The organism is Nocardia carnea (assembly GCF_029868325.1).
Lineage (GTDB): Bacteria > Actinomycetota > Actinomycetes > Mycobacteriales > Mycobacteriaceae > Nocardia > Nocardia carnea_C.
In genome coordinates this window covers 22,495-38,395 of the sequence record NZ_JARWNW010000243.1, presented here as the reverse complement: position 1 = coordinate 38,395, position 15,901 = coordinate 22,495, and the positions used below count along the sequence as shown (strand labels likewise).

Sequence of the window (15,901 nt, the reverse complement as noted above, 5' to 3'; positions counted from 1 at the left end):
ACTACCGCGTAGATGCCGGTGAGGAGATCGATCGACCGGCGAATCCCCAGGGCCACATATGTTTCCGTACCGACCCCGGTCCGTCGTTACTGCTCGTTCCCGGGGCCGGAGTAGTACCGTAAGAGAATCGTGCACGCGCCCTGTGGTGTTCGGTTGAGGTGGCAGCGGCGTCCGGTTTACGGAGAACAACGACATCCTCGTGCGCTATGAGGTGGATCGGCAGCCCGGCGGCGCGTTGTTTGACGACGAAATCCCTTTGGAAGAAGCTGCTGCGCGCGACGAGTTCACCGTCGGATAGACGGCCCAGCAGCGCGACGCACCGTTCGACCGGGACCAGCCCGGCCAGCTCGCCGCAGGTGAACAAGTGGGTGGGCAGGTTCACCAGTTCGGCGTGCTGGCGCCACGGCCGCGCGGTGACCACGACATGCCCGCCTGGGGCGAGGTACTCGGCGGCGCCGGCGAGGATTTTCGTGAATCCGGACAGCAGCCGGCCGATGCCGACGTTGGCGAGGTTGCCCCGGTCGAGCACCGCCCCATAACGGTGATTCGACTTGACCACCGGGGCTTTGCCGTTGGCGCGGACGTGGCCGTGCAGGGAGTCACCGTAGGGCGGGGAAGTGATCACCAGACCCACCTGCCCCCGCAGCTCCTGCGGTACCAGTGAGGTGAGTTTGCGGGCATCCCCGTGGTAGACGGCGGCATCGAGATCGATCCCCGCCTCGCGCGCCAGCCCGATGTTGGTGCGCGCCAGCTCGGCCCACCGGGTTTCGTACTCCACACCGACGGCGCGGCGGCCGAGGTGCAGGGCTTCGACGAGGGTGGTGCCGATCCCGCACATGGGATCCAGGACGAGATCGCCGGGCCGGGTGTAGGTCGCCACCGCGTGTTGCACGATCGCGGGAAACATCTTCGCCGGGTGCGCGATGCTGTCGGGGTGATAGCGGCCCCGCCGCTGCACGGCGGGCGCGTTTTGGGCGGTCCCCCACACCGACACCGGTAGATCGGCGGGGTCGGTGGGTGCGGCGATAGCGGAGTCGGTGTTCGCGTTCGTGGTGGTGGGGTCCAGAGTCATCGAGTTGTCCTTCGCAAGATCTGTTGATCGGAACCATGGGGGTGGTGAGCCGGACGGGGGTCAGCCGTGTGCGGGCTGAAGGAACACGGTCACGTCGATGTGGGTGACTGTGTGCCGTGGAGCGCCGTTGGCGGTCGGATCGATGGGCCGGGCGGCGGTGATGGTGTGGCCGGTGACGGGGGCGGAGATGATGTGCTGGAGGTAGAGCAGATCGGCGGCCTGGGCGGCGGCCACGACCGACCCCACCGGGTCGAGCAGGACTCCGCTGTTGCTGTGGCGGCAGCGGCTGAGCACGACCAGCAGCGCGCCCCTCGCCATCACCTCGGTCGCGAGCGCGGTGACATGCTCGGCGGCCCTCGCCGAATCGAGGTGGTCGGCCAGCAGGCTGGCGATCACGAGATCGACCGGCTCACCGAAGCCGGTGGTGTGGTCGGGGGCGTGGGTGCTGTGGCGGTCCAGGTTCCGGATCGCCGCGAGGGCGGTCGCCGTGTCCGGCTCGAGTATCCGCAGATTGCCTCGGGTGGTGGGTGCGGGCCAGCCGATCAACATCACCCGCGAACCAGGGGAGGAGAACTCACCGACTGCCCGGGACAGGACCGGACCGGGCCACCGATCGTCGGGATCGAGGGGCTCGGCACCGAGCGCCCACAAGGTCGAGGGGACCCGGACCGTTGCGGCGGTGGGCGAGGCAGCCGACCGGCGGCTGCGGGGCTGGGAGGCACTGGCGGTCATCGAATCTCCTGACGGCGAGAGAGAAGTGTGTACTTATCTACTGCCGTCAAAGAGCCCTTATCGGGACATCGTCAAACCAATTAATAAGAATTCTCTGCGTGTGAAATCGTCGCCTGGTTCTCCCATTTCATAGGCATCCAAGAAAAATCTTCAAAACAATTTTCTACTGTTCGCCGGGGTGGTTCAGGGTGACACCCAAACCGCATCCAAACCACACCGAAACCGCATACGCTCATACACATGTGCAGGTAGTGGCGGTGGATGGTGGGGTGCTCCGGTGAGTGCCTCGGTGGATGCCTGAAGTTCGCTGATCGACGCCGGATGTGCTGTGGATATGGTCCGGGTGTTGTTCGGGGGTGGTTTGGATGCGTTTTCGGTGCGGTTTGGATGTGGGTCTTCTGTCTCCTTGTGAGGTCGGAATTATTTTCCACCGAGCAGGAGTTGAACGTGACGAATTCAGGATTGATCGAATACCCAGGACCGAGCGGGCCGGGACCGTCGCCGCTCGGGGTGGTGCGATCGAGTTTCGACCGGATTGCCGCACAGGCGTTGCCCGCCGATCCGCGCCCCGTGCCAGCAGTGCGAGCCACCGGAGACCCGATCGAGTCGTGGGCGGGGCTGCGGGAGCGGTTGCGTGACCCGGTGGTGCCGATCGCCGAGGTCGACGCGATCTGGGTGTGGCTGATCGAGCGCTCCCGCGCACACGGAGGCGACGAGATGCTGGTGTGCGCGTGCCTGGCCGAGCCGATACTCGCCAAGACAGCGAGCGCGTTCGCGGCACCGCACAGCTCCCGTCGCCATGACATCGAGTCCGAGATCCTGGCCGGGTTCTTCGCCTACCTGAGCCGGGTCGAGTTGACGCGGCCGTGGGTGCTGCTTCGTTTGCGGTGGGCGGCCTACCGCGCCGCCGCAGCGGCAGATCAGCAGGAGTCGGTCGTGCGCCCGGCCGCCGACCTCGGCCCGGTCGGTGAGCAGGCGCGGGTGATGGTGTCACAGCCCGGCCACCCCGAGACCGTCCTCGCCCAGGCCGTCGCCGCGGGAGTGATCAGCGAGGCCGCGGCAGAGTTGATCGCGGTCTCGCGGTGGGAACGCCGCGCGCTGACCTCGCTGGCCGCCGAACGCGGACAGTCGGTGTGGGCGCTGCGGAAACGCCGCCGCCGCGCCGAACACGCCCTGCTGGCCTGGCTGACCGACCGTGCCCACGACGACTCGGGCGCTGCCAGCATCGTGGAAACCCACGCGGTGAGCACGCTCGCGCCTCCTCGGCGCGCCGGGTCCCGACCGCGGCGAGGTCGCCGCCCGGCATCGGACTTGTCGGCACCCGCGCGCTCGACCACCGGGCATGGGGAGGTGGCGGAATGCGCGTGAATCGACTCCCCGTCATCGAGGCGTCATCGATCTGCTCTACGCGACACGCACTCGTACGGCCGTGGCTGACGATCCTTGCGGCTCTGTGCACGACGACGGTGCTGCTGGTGCTGATAGCCGGATCCGCCTCCGCCGCGCCACCGGAGCCGTCGGTGCTGGCGATCGCATCGTCGTTGGATCAGGTGCTCGACAACATCCGCACCTGGTTGATCGGCATCCTCGCCGCGCTGGCGACCGTGTGCCTGACCGTGGCCGGCGCCCGCTATCTGATCGGCGGGGGCGATCCCGCCGAGACGGAGAAGGCCAAGACCGCCTTCCGCGCCGCCTGCCTGGGCTACGCGCTGGCGATGCTGGCACCGGTGATCGTCACGGTCCTCAAATCCATTGTCGGGGCCTGACGATGAACGCACCACCTCAGAAGTGCCCGGCGCCGAGGCCGTCACGAACCCTACGCACCGTGGCGGCAACCGCCGCCGCAGCGCTAGTGGCAATCCTGATCACCCTCACCGGCGCAGTCGGTGCCGCCGCGCAGCCCGTGCCCCCGACCGCCCCGGCGATTCCTACACCCAACACACCCGCACCTACCACCACGCCGCGGACAAGGTGGGTGGAGCCGCCCCCGTCCACGACCACCGTCCCGACAAGCCCGGCCTCACCCCTCCCTGGCGAGACCGGCTCCCCGCCCTCGGAGTCAGATGCTGCCGAGTGCGGGGTCAGCAACATCTCCGGATGCGTGGACAACGCGATCGATGGGTTTTTCCAGCGGCTGGTCGAATCGGCGCTCAACCCGCTGCTGGATTTGCTCTCCCAAACCCTGCTGACGACTCCGGAACTGGGTGATCTGCCGCGAGTCGGTGAATTATGGGATTCGTCGTGGCAGGCGATGCTCGCGATCTACGGGCTACTGGTGATGGCAGCCGGGATCTTGCTGATGGTCCGCGAAACCCTGCAAACGCGGTACGCGATACAGGATTTGGCACCGCGGATCGTGGTCGGGTTCCTCGCCGGGGCAACGAGTCTGCTCGTCGCGTCTCAGGCGATCCGGTTCGCCAACGCCCTGGCCACCGCGCTCGCCGGTGATGGTCTCGATCCCGATTCCGCCGGCGCCGCGCTGCGGGAACTCGCCACCATCACCGCCGTACGAGGTTTGGTGAGCCCGGCGGCGGGCCCCGGGATCTTCATGCTGCTCCTCGAGCTCACGCTCGTGGTCCTGCTGGTGCTGCTGCTGATTACCTACGTGGTGCGGGTGGCGATCACCATCATCCTGGCCGTCGCCGCACCGCTGGCATTGATGTGCCACGTGTTGCCCGGGTTGGATGCGGTGGCGCGGTGGTGGTGGCGCTCGTTCGCCGCGTGCCTGGCCATCCAGGTGGTGCAGTCCCTGGTGCTGATCACCTCGCTGCGGGTGTTCCTCACCCCCGGCGGTTGGGAGTTCTTTGGCCCCAACGCCGACGGGCTGGTCAGCTTGATCGTCGGACTCGCGTTGATCGCCGTGCTGATCAAGGTCCCGTTCTGGCTCCTGTCGAGCATGCGCATCGGCCCCAGCGGCGGACGCAGCATGATCGGCTCGCTCGCCCGCGGCTTCATCGCCTACAAAACCTACGGGCTGCTCAAGGGCGGCTCGTCCGGCGGCGGGCGCGCCGATGCTGCCCTCCCGGCCCGGTTGTCTCAGCCCCGGTTGTCCCGGCAGGGGCGGCCTGCTGCTCTGTCGGCGCCCCCGGATCCGTATGCGCGGGTGCGCTCGACACTCGACGGGCAACTGATGCTTCCCCTCGAAGGCGTGCGTCGAGTTCGGCGGCAACCGAGCCCGGCCCCCGCCGCTTCCACCACGACGGCCCCGGCCCGTCCGGCGCGCTCGTCGCGTGGGCGGCAACTCGCGTTCGACTTCACCGAACCCGACCCCTATCGGGGAATCCGACCAGGAAAGGGCGGCCAATACCCGCTGCCAATCCCGGCACGCCGAGTACGGCCCTTACCACCAGCACCGCCGCAACCTCCAGCGACGCGAGCCGCTCCTCGGCGTCGACCCGAACAGCTCGCCTTCGATTTCGCCGAAGCGCCACGAGCCGACCCCTATACCCGCATCCGGCCCACCCGCAGCGGCCAATACCCGCTGCCGTTCCCGGTGACCCGTGTCAAACCCACGCCACCACCATCCACCACGCCCCAACCACCCGAGCCGAGGCGTTCGACCGGGCGGCAGCTGCATTTGCCGATGCCCGACCTGCCCGTGCGCCGGCGCGCTCCCCGAGGAGGACAACGCCGATGAGCACGATCGTTCGCATACCCGCTGACGTGGAACGCAGTGACCGGATACTCGGCCCGTTCACGATCCGCCAGATCGCTGCTCTCGCCACCACCGCACTACTGCTGTACTCGGCCTGGCTCGCCACTAGAGCGGTCGTCGCGCCCCTGATATTCGTCTTCGCCGCGACCCCGATCGCGGTCGTTGTCACCGTCACGGTCCTGACCCGCCGCGATGGTCTACCTGCCGACCTGCTGCTCGTGGCCGCGATCCGGCACCACCTCCGACCACGCCACCTCGTGAAATCACGCGGGCGCACAGCCGCCGGAATCCAGACACCGAAATGGATCACCGACCGAGCCACCCGAACTCGGCCCCGCCCACCCACCCTGACGACATTGCCCCCGCGATCGCTGCGGTTGCCCCAGTCGATCTCCGGCAGCGTCGGCGGCAGCGGGGTCGGGGTGATCGACCTCGCCTCCGATGGGCTCGCCCTCGTCGCGGTCGCTGGCACCCTAAACCTGAGTTTGCGCACCCCGGCCGAACAAGACAGCCTCGTCGGGCAACTTGCCGGATGGCTGCACACTCTGCGCCAGCCAGTCCAGATCCTCGTGCGCTCGGCACGCTTGGACTTGGCCGATCAGATCACCGGCCTACACGCCGCCGCGCAGCAGATGTCACCAGAGCTCGCCGCTGCTGCACTCGACCACGTCGACCACCTCACCGAACTGGCCGCCACGGAGAACCCGACCCACCGTCAAGTACTGCTGGTGTGGCGGGAGCCCGTCGAGACCCTGCCTGCCACTGGAGTATGGGCCCGGCTGGCCGGACGCGGCCGGACACGGCGCGCGCTGTCGGCCGCCGCCCGCCGGGGTGCCGAGTCGCGGCTGCTGCGCAGGATGCACGAGGCCACCGATGTCCTGACCCCGTTGGGTGTGTCGGTCACCGCCCTCGACGTCGTACAGGCCATCGCTGTCCTGGCCAGTTGCACCAACCCCGAGGGCCTCGTCTCGGCTGCCGCCGACATCGCCGACCCCACAACCATCATCACCACCGAACCCGACTCCGCCACCATCGACCCATTCACCGGCGATACCGGGACCGGGCTCGTGCCGGAATCACTGACGATCGGTACCCGACACCTCGAGATCGGCTCGGACTGGACCCAGACACTCGCGGTCACCGGCTACCCCAGAGAAGTGACGGCTGGCTGGCTCGCACCGCTGCTCTCACATCCCGGCCGGGTCGAAGTCGCCATCCACATCGACCCCGTCGACCCGGCCACCGCTGCCACCCGCCTGCGTCACCAGCAGGCGCGACTCGAGTCCTCCCGCATGCACGACCTCGGCCGTGGCCGCCTGTCCGACCCACAGGTCGATGTCGCGGTCGAAGACGCCGCCGACCTCTCGGCGCGCGTCGCGCGAGCCGAGGCCCGGTTGTTCCGGGTCGGGGTGTATCTGGGTGTGCACGCCGGCACCGAGGCCGAGCTGTCCGATGAGGTCGCTGCCGTGCGGGCGCTGGCGGCCAGCCTGCTCGTGGACACCTGCACCCTGTCCTACCGCGCCGCCCAAGCCTGGGCCACCACCCTGCCCCTGGGGCTGGACCTGATCCGAGTCCAGCGCACCTTCGACACCACCGCCCTCGCCGCGGCATTTCCCTTCAACTCCCCGCAGCTGCCCGCTCCAGATCCTGCCCAGGCCGCCCGCCCGCACGGGGTGCTCTACGGCCGCGATGCCGCCGCGGGACTGCTGTTCGTCGACAGATTCGCCCCCGAAGCCCACAACCACAACGCCGTGGTCCTCGGCCGTAGTGGCGCGGGCAAGTCCTACATGGTCAAAACCGAGATTCTGCGCTCGCTCTTCCGCGGCATCGAGCAGGTAGTCATCGACCCTGAAGACGAATACCGCCGCCTCGCCGAAACCGTCGGTGGCACCTACCTGCGCCTCGGTGCCCCGGAGATACGGCTCAACCCGTTCGATCTGGAAATACACACCCGGCCAGACGGAGGCCGCAGCGCCCCTCCCGACGCCCTCGCCCGGCGCAAATTATTCCTACACACCCTGATCCAGGTCCTACTCGGCAGCCAGAACGCCGCTCAGCGAGCAGCATTGGACACTGCGCTGGCCGCCACCTACACCGCCGCCGGGATCACCGACGACCCCGACACCTGGACGCGACCCGCACCCACACTGAGCCGGTTACCTGAACAGCTGAACCGGATAGACGGACCCGCCGCCGCAGAGCTCGCCGCCGGACTACACCCCTTCATCGGAAACGGAGCCTACGCCGGACTATTGGATGGGCCGACCACCACCGACCCCGACGGTGGCCTGATCGTGTTCTCACTGCGGGAGCTGCCCGAAGAGCTGAAAACGGTCGGCACACTGCTCGTGCTCGACGCAACGTGGAGACGAGTCTCGCACCCAGGCGACCGGCGACCCCGCATGATCACCGTCGACGAGGCGTGGCTGCTCATGCGCCAGCCCGCCGGCGCCCAATTCCTGTTCCGGGCCGCGAAGAGCTTCCGCAAATACTGGGCCGGACTCACCGTCGTCACCCAGGACTGCGCCGACGTCTGCTCCACCGAACTCGGGCGCGCGATCGTATCCAACGCCGCAACCCAGATCCTGCTCCGGCAAGCACCCCAAGCCATCGACGAAGTCGCCACCGCATTCCGCCTCTCCGACGGCGAACAACAATTCCTGCTCTCAGCAGCGCGCGGCACCGGTCTCCTCGCTGTCGGCGGCACCGATCGGGCTGTGTTCGCATCGCTGGCCTCCGCTGCGGAGAACGCCATAGTCACAACCCACCCCGGCGAACTCGCCACCGTCGACGAGCCTGACACCGATATCGAAATCGACACTGCCGCACCGCTACCTCCGCTCGCAGAACCTGATGGTCCGGCGGTCGTTCCCACCCACCCTGGTGAGGGCGACACAGATGCCGACGCGCAGGCGGAGGTGATGCTTGGCAACCGCTCGGCCTGAGGCGGTTTCGGAGCGACGGTCCAACAGAACCTGCCAGGTCACCTCGCGCATCGTCGCGATCGATTATCGCATGCGAGCGTGCGGGCCGGTCACGCAGTGGGCCATACCCGCGCCCTGAATCGGTGGATAGGCGTAGTCGAGGGCGAGCTGACCCAGGCCACCGGCATCGACTGACACGGCGGAGAAAGGGTTCCAAGAGAGAGGGGGGTTGACGTTCCAGCAGATCACTGAGCCATCCCGGTTTGGCGATTCGGCTACCAGTAACAGGCCGCGCAGTGAGCGGCAAGAAAGCGAGGTAGATATTGGTAGGTAAATAATTTAGGACAGCATCTTTCGGTTATCTGTCGTAGTGGTAGTGGGGCTCTTCAGTAATGCTTGACAAATCATTGCATATCGAGCGTTGATGGTCTGTGTTCCGCTGTTCGGGCTGTGTCGGATTCGGTTGGTCGGGTTATTTAGATTCAGATCAGGAGTGAGGGACGTGGTGGATAGTTTTTCCGGCTGGTTGACGACTGATGACGTTGCGGATCGGTTGAAGATTCCGGCAAAGACGCTGGCCAATTGGGCGTCACTCGGCAAGGGGCCTCGCTTTGCTCGCATCGGCCGATATCGCCGGTATCGGTTGGAGGACTTGATTGCCTGGGAAGAGATGATGCTTGCGCAGGGTGGCGGTCATACTCCTCACGAGATCGAGTATCGAGATGCCGCGTAACAGAGCTGGAACGGCGAGCGCTGTGCCGTTCGGTTCTGTCTGGACATTTTCGTCGATTCGGTTCGACGGTCGCCCGGTGAGGAAATAGTCAGTGGCGCAGCGCAAATATATCCCTGCCGTGCGGGCGTTGAAGCCTTATGACACCTGGCATCGCCGGGAACGCGACGCAAACGGCCGCAGGGTGAAATCGTCGAGTTACGGCAAAGGTAAGCAGTGGAGAGGCGCGTACCACGACGGAATTCGCCACGCTCCGCACACGTGCGGGTTCGACACAGCCAAAGCGGCCGAGAAATGGGCGCAGGATCAGGTAGCCGCGATCAAAGCCGGACGACACATCACGAAAGACGCGTCGCGGGTCATGATGACCGAGTGGTGCTGGGAATGGCTCGATCTCCAAGCCATCGACCGGGGTACATGCAACGGTTACCGGAGCAAGATCAAGCTCATCCTTCAGTACCTCGACAGACTTGCCGTCCACGAAGTGCGTGAACCCCACGTCCTAAAACTGATGACCGGACTGCATCGCAGCGGCTACTCCTTCGACTACCGAGTCGACATCCATCGCTTGCTCACCAGAATCATGGCCGCAGCCAAACGAGCCGAACTCACCACGGTGCTGCCATGCTCCATCGAGACCTACGCCAAACCGAACCGGGAACGCCCGAAAAACGCCGCCTACTGCCCGACGATCTCGGAGTTCTGGACCTTCTACCACCTGATGCCCGAGGAAACACACATCGCAGTCGCACTCGGTGTCGGTGTCGGACTGCGACTCAGCGAAGTACTCGGCGCAAACATCGAAGACCTCAACGTCGAGGCGCGCACCTACCGGCCCGTGACCCAGTACAAGCCATTCCGACGGGTCGACGGAAAGAAGACCGGTACCCATGACGGGCCATTGAAGACCGAAACGTCGGGGACGGAGATCCCGGTCGATCCGTGGGTCGTGGACTGGCTGGTAGGTCTGCTGCGCGGACGCAGCACCGGCAAATTCGTCACGTTCGAGGCGAGTCGTTCAGGCGGGCGCATGTCCCAAAAGGCACTGCGGAACCGTGTGTATGCTGCGGTATCGGAGCTCGGTGGGGAGCCAGCGAAGTTGGTGCCGTGGGGTCCCGACGGAAAGATGCGCCAGCAGATGGGTTTCCACTCACTCCGGCACCTCTACGGTTCGCTGTTGGCGGACGGGGCCTACAGCTTGGCCGACGTCACCCGGCGCATGCGGCACAAGAACAACACGACCACCCTCGATATCTACACCCACCTGGTAGATGGGCAGCCAGACGCTGCACAGACCATCGGCCAAGCACTTCGGCAGGGGCTGCGCGACTACCGGAAGGCGGCGACCGGAATGCGGATTGTCGGTGAACCTTAGAGATTTCTGCTGAAACGCTGGCCAGGCGATCCCCTGGGTTGGTGCAGCGTATCGGCGAAGCGCAGCCTCGCTGGATGTTCGATAGACGCCCTGGTACAGCTTTGAATCGACGCTGCCGGTTGAAGTAAAAGCGTCAGCCGCAAAATTTCGCCGGTACCCGGTCAACCCACGCGATAGTCCGCTCGATCTTTCACCGATGCTTGCCAACCTCATAGGACTCTCGATCCCGCGACAGGCGATGCGGGGCACAATCCCGCGAGCCCAGAGCCAGCGGTGGTGGACATCGAAGTCGTAACCCTTATCCGCCCGCAGCTTGGGGGGCTTGCCACGTCGCGGGCCTCGCCTCGAGCGCACCCGCGGGATCTGTTCGACCATCGGCATCAGCATCACCGAGTCGTGGGTGTTCCCGGCAGAAACACCGACGCTTAGATGTCCTCTCAGCCGGGGTCGAGTGGGCCCCCGATGGTCCGGCGGTGGTGAACTGTCCATCTGCCTACGAATCGATCTTCAGTTCACCCATGAACGCCCAGTCAGATTCCGGCAGCTCGGTGTTCAGGATACGGGGCGTTTCGCGTAACCCGGGGCGCATGCCGTCCAGCCCCTGCCGGAAATGCGCGGATTGGACATGTGCGGCGCCGGCGGCGGCATCCTGGAATGCCTCGACCAGGACGAACGTCGCTGGATCGTCGACGCTGCGATTCCAGTCGAACCACAGATTGCCCGGTTCGGCGCGCGTGGCCTCGGTGAAGTCCTTCGTGATGTCGAGCCATTGGTCGACGTACTCGTCCTTTACCTGGAATTTCACCACGATGAATATCACCGGAGAATCCTTTCGTCAGCGGATCTATGGACAGCGGTTTCGGCGCCAGTACGCGGATTCCCGCGGGGCCCCGCTTCGCGCCGCACGCCGGTCGCGAAGCGGTGGCCTGTCATCGTCGGATGACCATCAGTAGATGTTGGACGGGCGAACCATACCTTCGGCCAGGTCGCCGAACCCGGGAGCCATGATTGCTCCGGGGTTGTAGGCGATTTCCTCCACCACCGCGGTCTCGGTCGTGAGCAGCAGGGCCGCGATCGATGCGGCGCTTTCCAGCGCGGCCTTCGTGACTTTGAACGGATCGATCACTCCGAGATCGAACATGTCACCGTAGGTCCCGGTCAGCACGTCGAAGCCTTGGCCGAGTGGCAGCCCGCTCACTGTTTCGACCACTTCGGCGCCCTCGAAACCTGCATTGATCGCGATCCAGCGCAGCGGTTCGGCCAGCGCGCGGCCCACCACTTCGGCGCCGATGATCTCGTCGGCGGGCAGTTCCAGATCGGCCAGTACCCAGTGGGCTTGCGCGAGCGCGGTGCCGCCGCCGGCCACGATGCCCGCCTCGACAGCGGCGCGAGTGGCTGCGAGTGCATCCTCCACCCGCAGCATCCGCTCCTTGAGCTCGACACTTGTGGCGCCGCCGACCCGGATCACGGCGACGCGGCCGGTGAGGCGGGCGATCCGCAGTTCGAGACTGTCCCGGTCGGCGTCGATGCGCGCCCGCTCGAACTGGGCCTCGAGCTGGGCGATCCGCGACTTCAGGCGCTCCTCGTCGCCGTGGGCACCGACAATCGTCGTCTCGTTCTCGGTGACGGTGATCCGGTCGCAGGACCCGAGATGTTCGACGGTGACTTCCGACAGTTCGATCCCGGTGTCCTTGGCGATCACGTGCCCGCCGAGCGCAACCGCGAGGTCCTGCAGTTCGGCGACCCGCCGGTGCCCGAAGCCGGGGGCCCGCACCACCACGGACTGCATGGTCTTGTGCATATTGCCGCCGACCAGCAGTTGCAGCGCCGGGCCGTCCACCTCCTCGGCCAGCACGACCAGTGGGCGGTCCGCCCGTTTGGCCGCTTCGATACTGGGCATGATCTCCTGGACCTGGGTGATCTTCTTGTTGGTCAGCAGGATCAGCGGGCTGAAATGTACCGCTTCCATCCGCTCCGGATCGGTCACCATGTATCCGGAGGTGTATCCGTGGTCGAATTCGATACCGTCGACCACCTCCACCGACAGGCCGGTACCGTCGGTTTCCTCCGTGGTCACCACTCCGGACCGCCCGACGAACGTCACCGCTTCGGCGATCGCCCGGCCGATCGTCTCGTCGTCGCTGGCGGCGAGGGTGGCCACCCGGAGCAGATCGTCGGTGCCACCGACTTGACTGGTCTGCCCGGCGAGTTCGTCCACCACCGCGGCGACGGCCCGCTCGATTCCGCGGCGCACGCGCATCGGGTTGGCGCCGTTGTCGATGGCCTGCATCCCCTCGCGGACCATCGCCTGGGCGAGGACGGTCGCGGTGGTGGTCCCGTCCCCGACGGTGCCGTTGGTCTTCATCGCGACTTCTTTGACCAGCTGCGCGCCCATATTCGCGAACGGGTCGCGCAACTGGATTTCGCGGGCGATAGTGACGCCGTCGTTGGTGATGGTCGGCGGACCGGTGAGTTTCTCCAGTACCGCGTTGCGTCCCTTGGGTCCCAAGGTCACCTTGACGGCGTCCGCCAAGGCGTTGACGCCTTGTTCCAGCCGGGCCCGCGCATCCTTGTTGTACCGCAATTCCTTGGCCATGAACGGTTCTCCTTACCTGCGGATGTCGAAGTCCCGGTCAGGGGACGAGAATCGCCCGGCCACGAACGCGGCCTGCGTCGAGATCGTCGAGGGCTTGCTGGAAATCCTCGAGCGGATACTTCGTGGTGTGCAACGTGACCTTGCCCTGCGCCGCGAGGGTCATGAGTTCGTTCAGGTCGTTGTAGGACCCGACGAGGTTGCCGATGAAATTGATCTCAGTGGAGATCACATCGATGGTCGGAATATCGATGTTCTCGCCGTATCCGACCACGAAATAGTTGCCGGCCCGGCGCAGCATCGCGATCCCCTCACGAGTGGCACCACCCTCACCGACGAAATCCAGGACGGCTTCGGCACCGTGACCACCGGTGAGGTCCAGGACCTGGTCCACATGTGTACCGTCGGCCACGATTCCGTGGTCGGCGCCGATATCGACGGCCAGCGCGATTGCCGCCGGATTCCGGTCCACGACGACGACCGTGACTCCGGAGATCGCTTTCAGCACCTGGATACCGATATGGCCGAGGCCGCCGGCACCGATGATCACGCAAACCTCTCCGGGTACCGTGGTCCGCGCGACCTTGGCCGCGGCGTGATAGGCAGTCAACCCGGCATCGGCCAGCGCGGCGACATCGGCCGGTTCGAGGGAATCGTCGATACGGACAACACTGCGGGCCGTGGTCCGCAGGTATTCGGCATACCCGCCGTCGACGTCGATACCAGGGAATTCGCTGTTCTGGCAGTGCACATCATCACCGGAGCGGCAGGCCCGGCACAGCCCGCAGGTGATCAGCGGGTGCAGAATGACTTTGTCGCCGACCGCCACATTGGTGACCGCGTCGCCCACGGCATGAACCCAGCCCGCGTTCTCGTGACCGATCGTGTAAGGCAGCGCGACACCGCTTTTCTCCTTCCACTGGCCTTCGAGAATATGCAGGTCCGTGCGGCACACACCGGCGCCGCCGATACGGACCACGACGTCGAGCGGGCCGCGGACGGCTGGTTCCGCAATGGTGGTCAACTGCAATTTGGTGTGGTACCCCACCACCCGCACGGCTTTCATCGTTTACTCCTCGTCCTCAGATCGGTCACTTGCGGGATGGTGTCGGTGCTCGTGTCGCCGGCATAACGGGTGGCGAGCAGACCCCGGCAGAAATGGGCGTTGCCCTCCATGGAGATGCGCACCGAGCGGGCGAACCGCAGGCGCAGCGGAACCGATTCCGGGGGTATCCGCTGCCCTTCGTCGTCGACGAACACCCGGCTGGCAGGGCAGATGCTCAGGCCGATATCCGCACGCCGGTGGATCAATGCCGTGCGCTGCGGGCCCGGCGCGAGATCGCCGAGCGTGACCCGGTGGAGTTCGTCGACGGAGACACCCGTCCGTTTCATATACGCGACGATGCAGCGTTCCATGGCCGCCGTATGCGCCTTGGACCGGAATATCCGGCGCAGTTCGTGCAAGCTCTCCTCGGCCTCCACGCCGAACGTTCCCAGGTAGCCGGCTTCGGCGGCCAGCCCCCTGTTGATCTTGTCGCTGTCGTGGTGATCATCCAGCAGCACACGCACCCGGCCGATGCCCTCGATGAGACGGAGTGCGTCCATCGCGTCGGAGGCCATTAGATAGGCGAAATTCGGCGAGCAGAAAGCCGTCGGCAGCCGCAGGTGCACAGTGACCCCGTGATCGTCGAAAACGATCGACCGCACGAAACCCAGATCGGTGATCGGCTCGTCCAGTTCCGGGTCGACCACCTCCGACAAGGCCGCCACGACCTCGTGTTCCGTGCCCAGAGCGACCGTACTCATGACGACACTTCCTGGCGCACATCGAGTTCCGCCGGAACTTCGATCTTGTACAGATTCGCGGCGTTGAGCCCGACGATCTTTTTCTTCTGCTCGACGGTGATCGGCGCGTACTCGTCCTGCATATCCTCCGGGATCTGGAAATCGACGAACTTCTCGACCAGCCACTTCGGTGTCCACAGGGCGTAATCGCTGCCGAACAGGATCCGGTCCTCGTCCAGCCAGTAGAGCAGTTCGCCGATGATCTGGGCGAAATACCGCGGCCGAGCGTGGATGAACGGCATCGCGACCGCCAGCCCGCCGTAGACGTTCGATTCCTGGGTGGCGATCCAGCAGAAATCCTCCAGCCGCGGCAATCCGACGTGTTCGACGACGAAATTAAGTTCGAGGTAGTCGGTGGCCACCTTGTCGATATCGGAGACATCGAATGCGTCCCGGTCCAGCGGCCGGATGGTCGGCCCCTTGTGCACATGGATGTTCTTGATACCGAGTTCGATGCATTCCTCGAGGTAGCGCCGGGACCAGTGGTCGTCGAGTTTGTAGCCGCGGGAGTCACCGTGCCATTCCGCCGTGTAGAGCTTGACGCCCTGCAAATTCATCTCGACCGCGTCGCGGCGCAACTGCTCGATTCCTGCCTCACCGTTTCGGGGATCGTAGGCATGGTTGTAGGTCAGTTTCCCGGGGTGCGCCGCGACCAGCGCGAGCGCCTCCTCGGTCTGACCGAAACCGGTGCGATAGAAATCGCTGAGCAACGTCGCCTGGAAGATCGCGTGATCGACGTAACCCTCGCCGAAGATATCGCGTTCGAAACGTTCGCTGCCGTAATAGGTGTAGGTCTCGTAGTCCCAAATGGCCTCGGCCGGGCTCAGATTCCGGTGGTAGTCGTAGAAGCAATCGATGAATTGCTTCCCGTGGATGTTCTTCTGGTTCGTCTCCCGGCCGTCCCAGAGGTGTACATGGCCGTCGACGATGAAGTATTTGTCGCCGTTCTTCTCATACATTGTGCGCCTGCTCCAC

13 protein-coding genes and 1 pseudogene are annotated in these 15,901 nt (G+C 65.5%); 6 read left to right on the top strand and 8 right to left on the bottom strand.

The window, feature by feature from the left end; genetic code table 11:
* Position 1: 1 nt before the first annotated feature.
* A complete protein-coding gene (locus QH196_RS21510) occupies positions 2–1,072 on the bottom strand; it encodes a TRM11 family SAM-dependent methyltransferase (RefSeq protein WP_280417612.1) in 1,071 nt (356 codons plus the stop codon).
* 60 nt (positions 1,073–1,132) lie between these two features.
* Positions 1,133–1,804 (bottom strand): hypothetical protein, encoded by a 672-nt coding sequence (locus QH196_RS21505; RefSeq protein ID WP_280417611.1) that lies wholly within the window; start codon positions 1,802–1,804, stop codon positions 1,133–1,135.
* 447 nt (positions 1,805–2,251) lie between these two features.
* Between QH196_RS21505 and QH196_RS21500 the strand changes: the two genes are divergently transcribed.
* The 6 genes from QH196_RS21500 (at position 2,252) to QH196_RS21475 (ending at position 10,488) form a co-directional block, all read left to right on the top strand.
* On the top strand, positions 2,252–3,172 hold the full coding sequence (locus QH196_RS21500; protein WP_280417610.1) for a hypothetical protein: 921 nt from the start codon (positions 2,252–2,254) through the stop codon (positions 3,170–3,172).
* The gene (locus tag QH196_RS21495) at positions 3,163–3,570 is read left to right on the top strand and encodes a pilin (RefSeq protein ID WP_280417609.1); all 408 of its coding nucleotides are present in this window, start codon (positions 3,163–3,165) and stop codon (positions 3,568–3,570) included. The genes QH196_RS21500 and QH196_RS21495 overlap by 10 nt, the downstream gene beginning before the upstream one ends.
* Before the next feature lie 335 nt (positions 3,571–3,905).
* Positions 3,906–5,441 carry a hypothetical protein gene (locus QH196_RS21490; RefSeq protein ID WP_280417608.1) on the top strand — a complete coding sequence of 512 codons (1,536 nt, stop codon included), beginning with the start codon at positions 3,906–3,908 and terminating at the stop codon, positions 5,439–5,441.
* On the top strand, positions 5,438–8,404 hold the full coding sequence (locus tag QH196_RS21485; protein WP_280417607.1) for a PrgI family protein: 2,967 nt from the start codon (positions 5,438–5,440) through the stop codon (positions 8,402–8,404). Before QH196_RS21490 ends, QH196_RS21485 begins: the two co-directional genes overlap by 4 nt.
* Before the next feature lie 481 nt (positions 8,405–8,885).
* Positions 8,886–9,116, top strand: a complete 231-nt coding sequence (locus QH196_RS21480; protein WP_280417606.1) for a helix-turn-helix domain-containing protein — start codon at positions 8,886–8,888, stop codon at positions 9,114–9,116.
* 91 nt (positions 9,117–9,207) lie between these two features.
* Positions 9,208–10,488 carry a tyrosine-type recombinase/integrase gene (locus QH196_RS21475; RefSeq protein WP_280417605.1) on the top strand — a complete coding sequence of 427 codons (1,281 nt, stop codon included), beginning with the start codon at positions 9,208–9,210 and terminating at the stop codon, positions 10,486–10,488.
* A 204-nt stretch (positions 10,489–10,692) separates the two neighbouring features.
* On the opposite strand, the pseudogene QH196_RS21470 reads toward QH196_RS21475, so the two are convergent.
* The 6 genes and pseudogenes from QH196_RS21470 to QH196_RS21445 all read right to left on the bottom strand — a co-directional run.
* A pseudogene (locus QH196_RS21470) lies at positions 10,693–10,917 on the bottom strand (transposase); the annotation flags it as partial.
* Positions 10,918–10,981: 64 nt separating this feature from the next.
* Positions 10,982–11,308 (bottom strand): putative quinol monooxygenase, encoded by a 327-nt coding sequence (locus tag QH196_RS21465; RefSeq protein ID WP_280417604.1) that lies wholly within the window; start codon positions 11,306–11,308, stop codon positions 10,982–10,984.
* Positions 11,309–11,434: 126 nt separating this feature from the next.
* Positions 11,435–13,084 carry a chaperonin GroEL gene (gene groL / locus QH196_RS21460; protein WP_280417603.1) on the bottom strand — a complete coding sequence of 550 codons (1,650 nt, stop codon included), beginning with the start codon at positions 13,082–13,084 and terminating at the stop codon, positions 11,435–11,437.
* A gap of 37 nt (positions 13,085–13,121) precedes the next feature.
* The gene (locus QH196_RS21455; RefSeq protein WP_280417602.1) at positions 13,122–14,147 is read right to left on the bottom strand and encodes an NAD(P)-dependent alcohol dehydrogenase; all 1,026 of its coding nucleotides are present in this window, start codon (positions 14,145–14,147) and stop codon (positions 13,122–13,124) included.
* The gene (locus tag QH196_RS21450; RefSeq protein WP_280417601.1) at positions 14,144–14,887 is read right to left on the bottom strand and encodes an iron-sulfur cluster assembly protein; all 744 of its coding nucleotides are present in this window, start codon (positions 14,885–14,887) and stop codon (positions 14,144–14,146) included. The genes QH196_RS21455 and QH196_RS21450 overlap by 4 nt, the downstream gene beginning before the upstream one ends.
* Entirely contained in the window at positions 14,884–15,885 is a 1,002-nt protein-coding gene (locus tag QH196_RS21445) for an amidohydrolase family protein (protein ID WP_280417600.1), read from the bottom strand. Before QH196_RS21445 ends, QH196_RS21450 begins: the two co-directional genes overlap by 4 nt.
* Positions 15,886–15,901 lie beyond the last annotated feature (16 nt).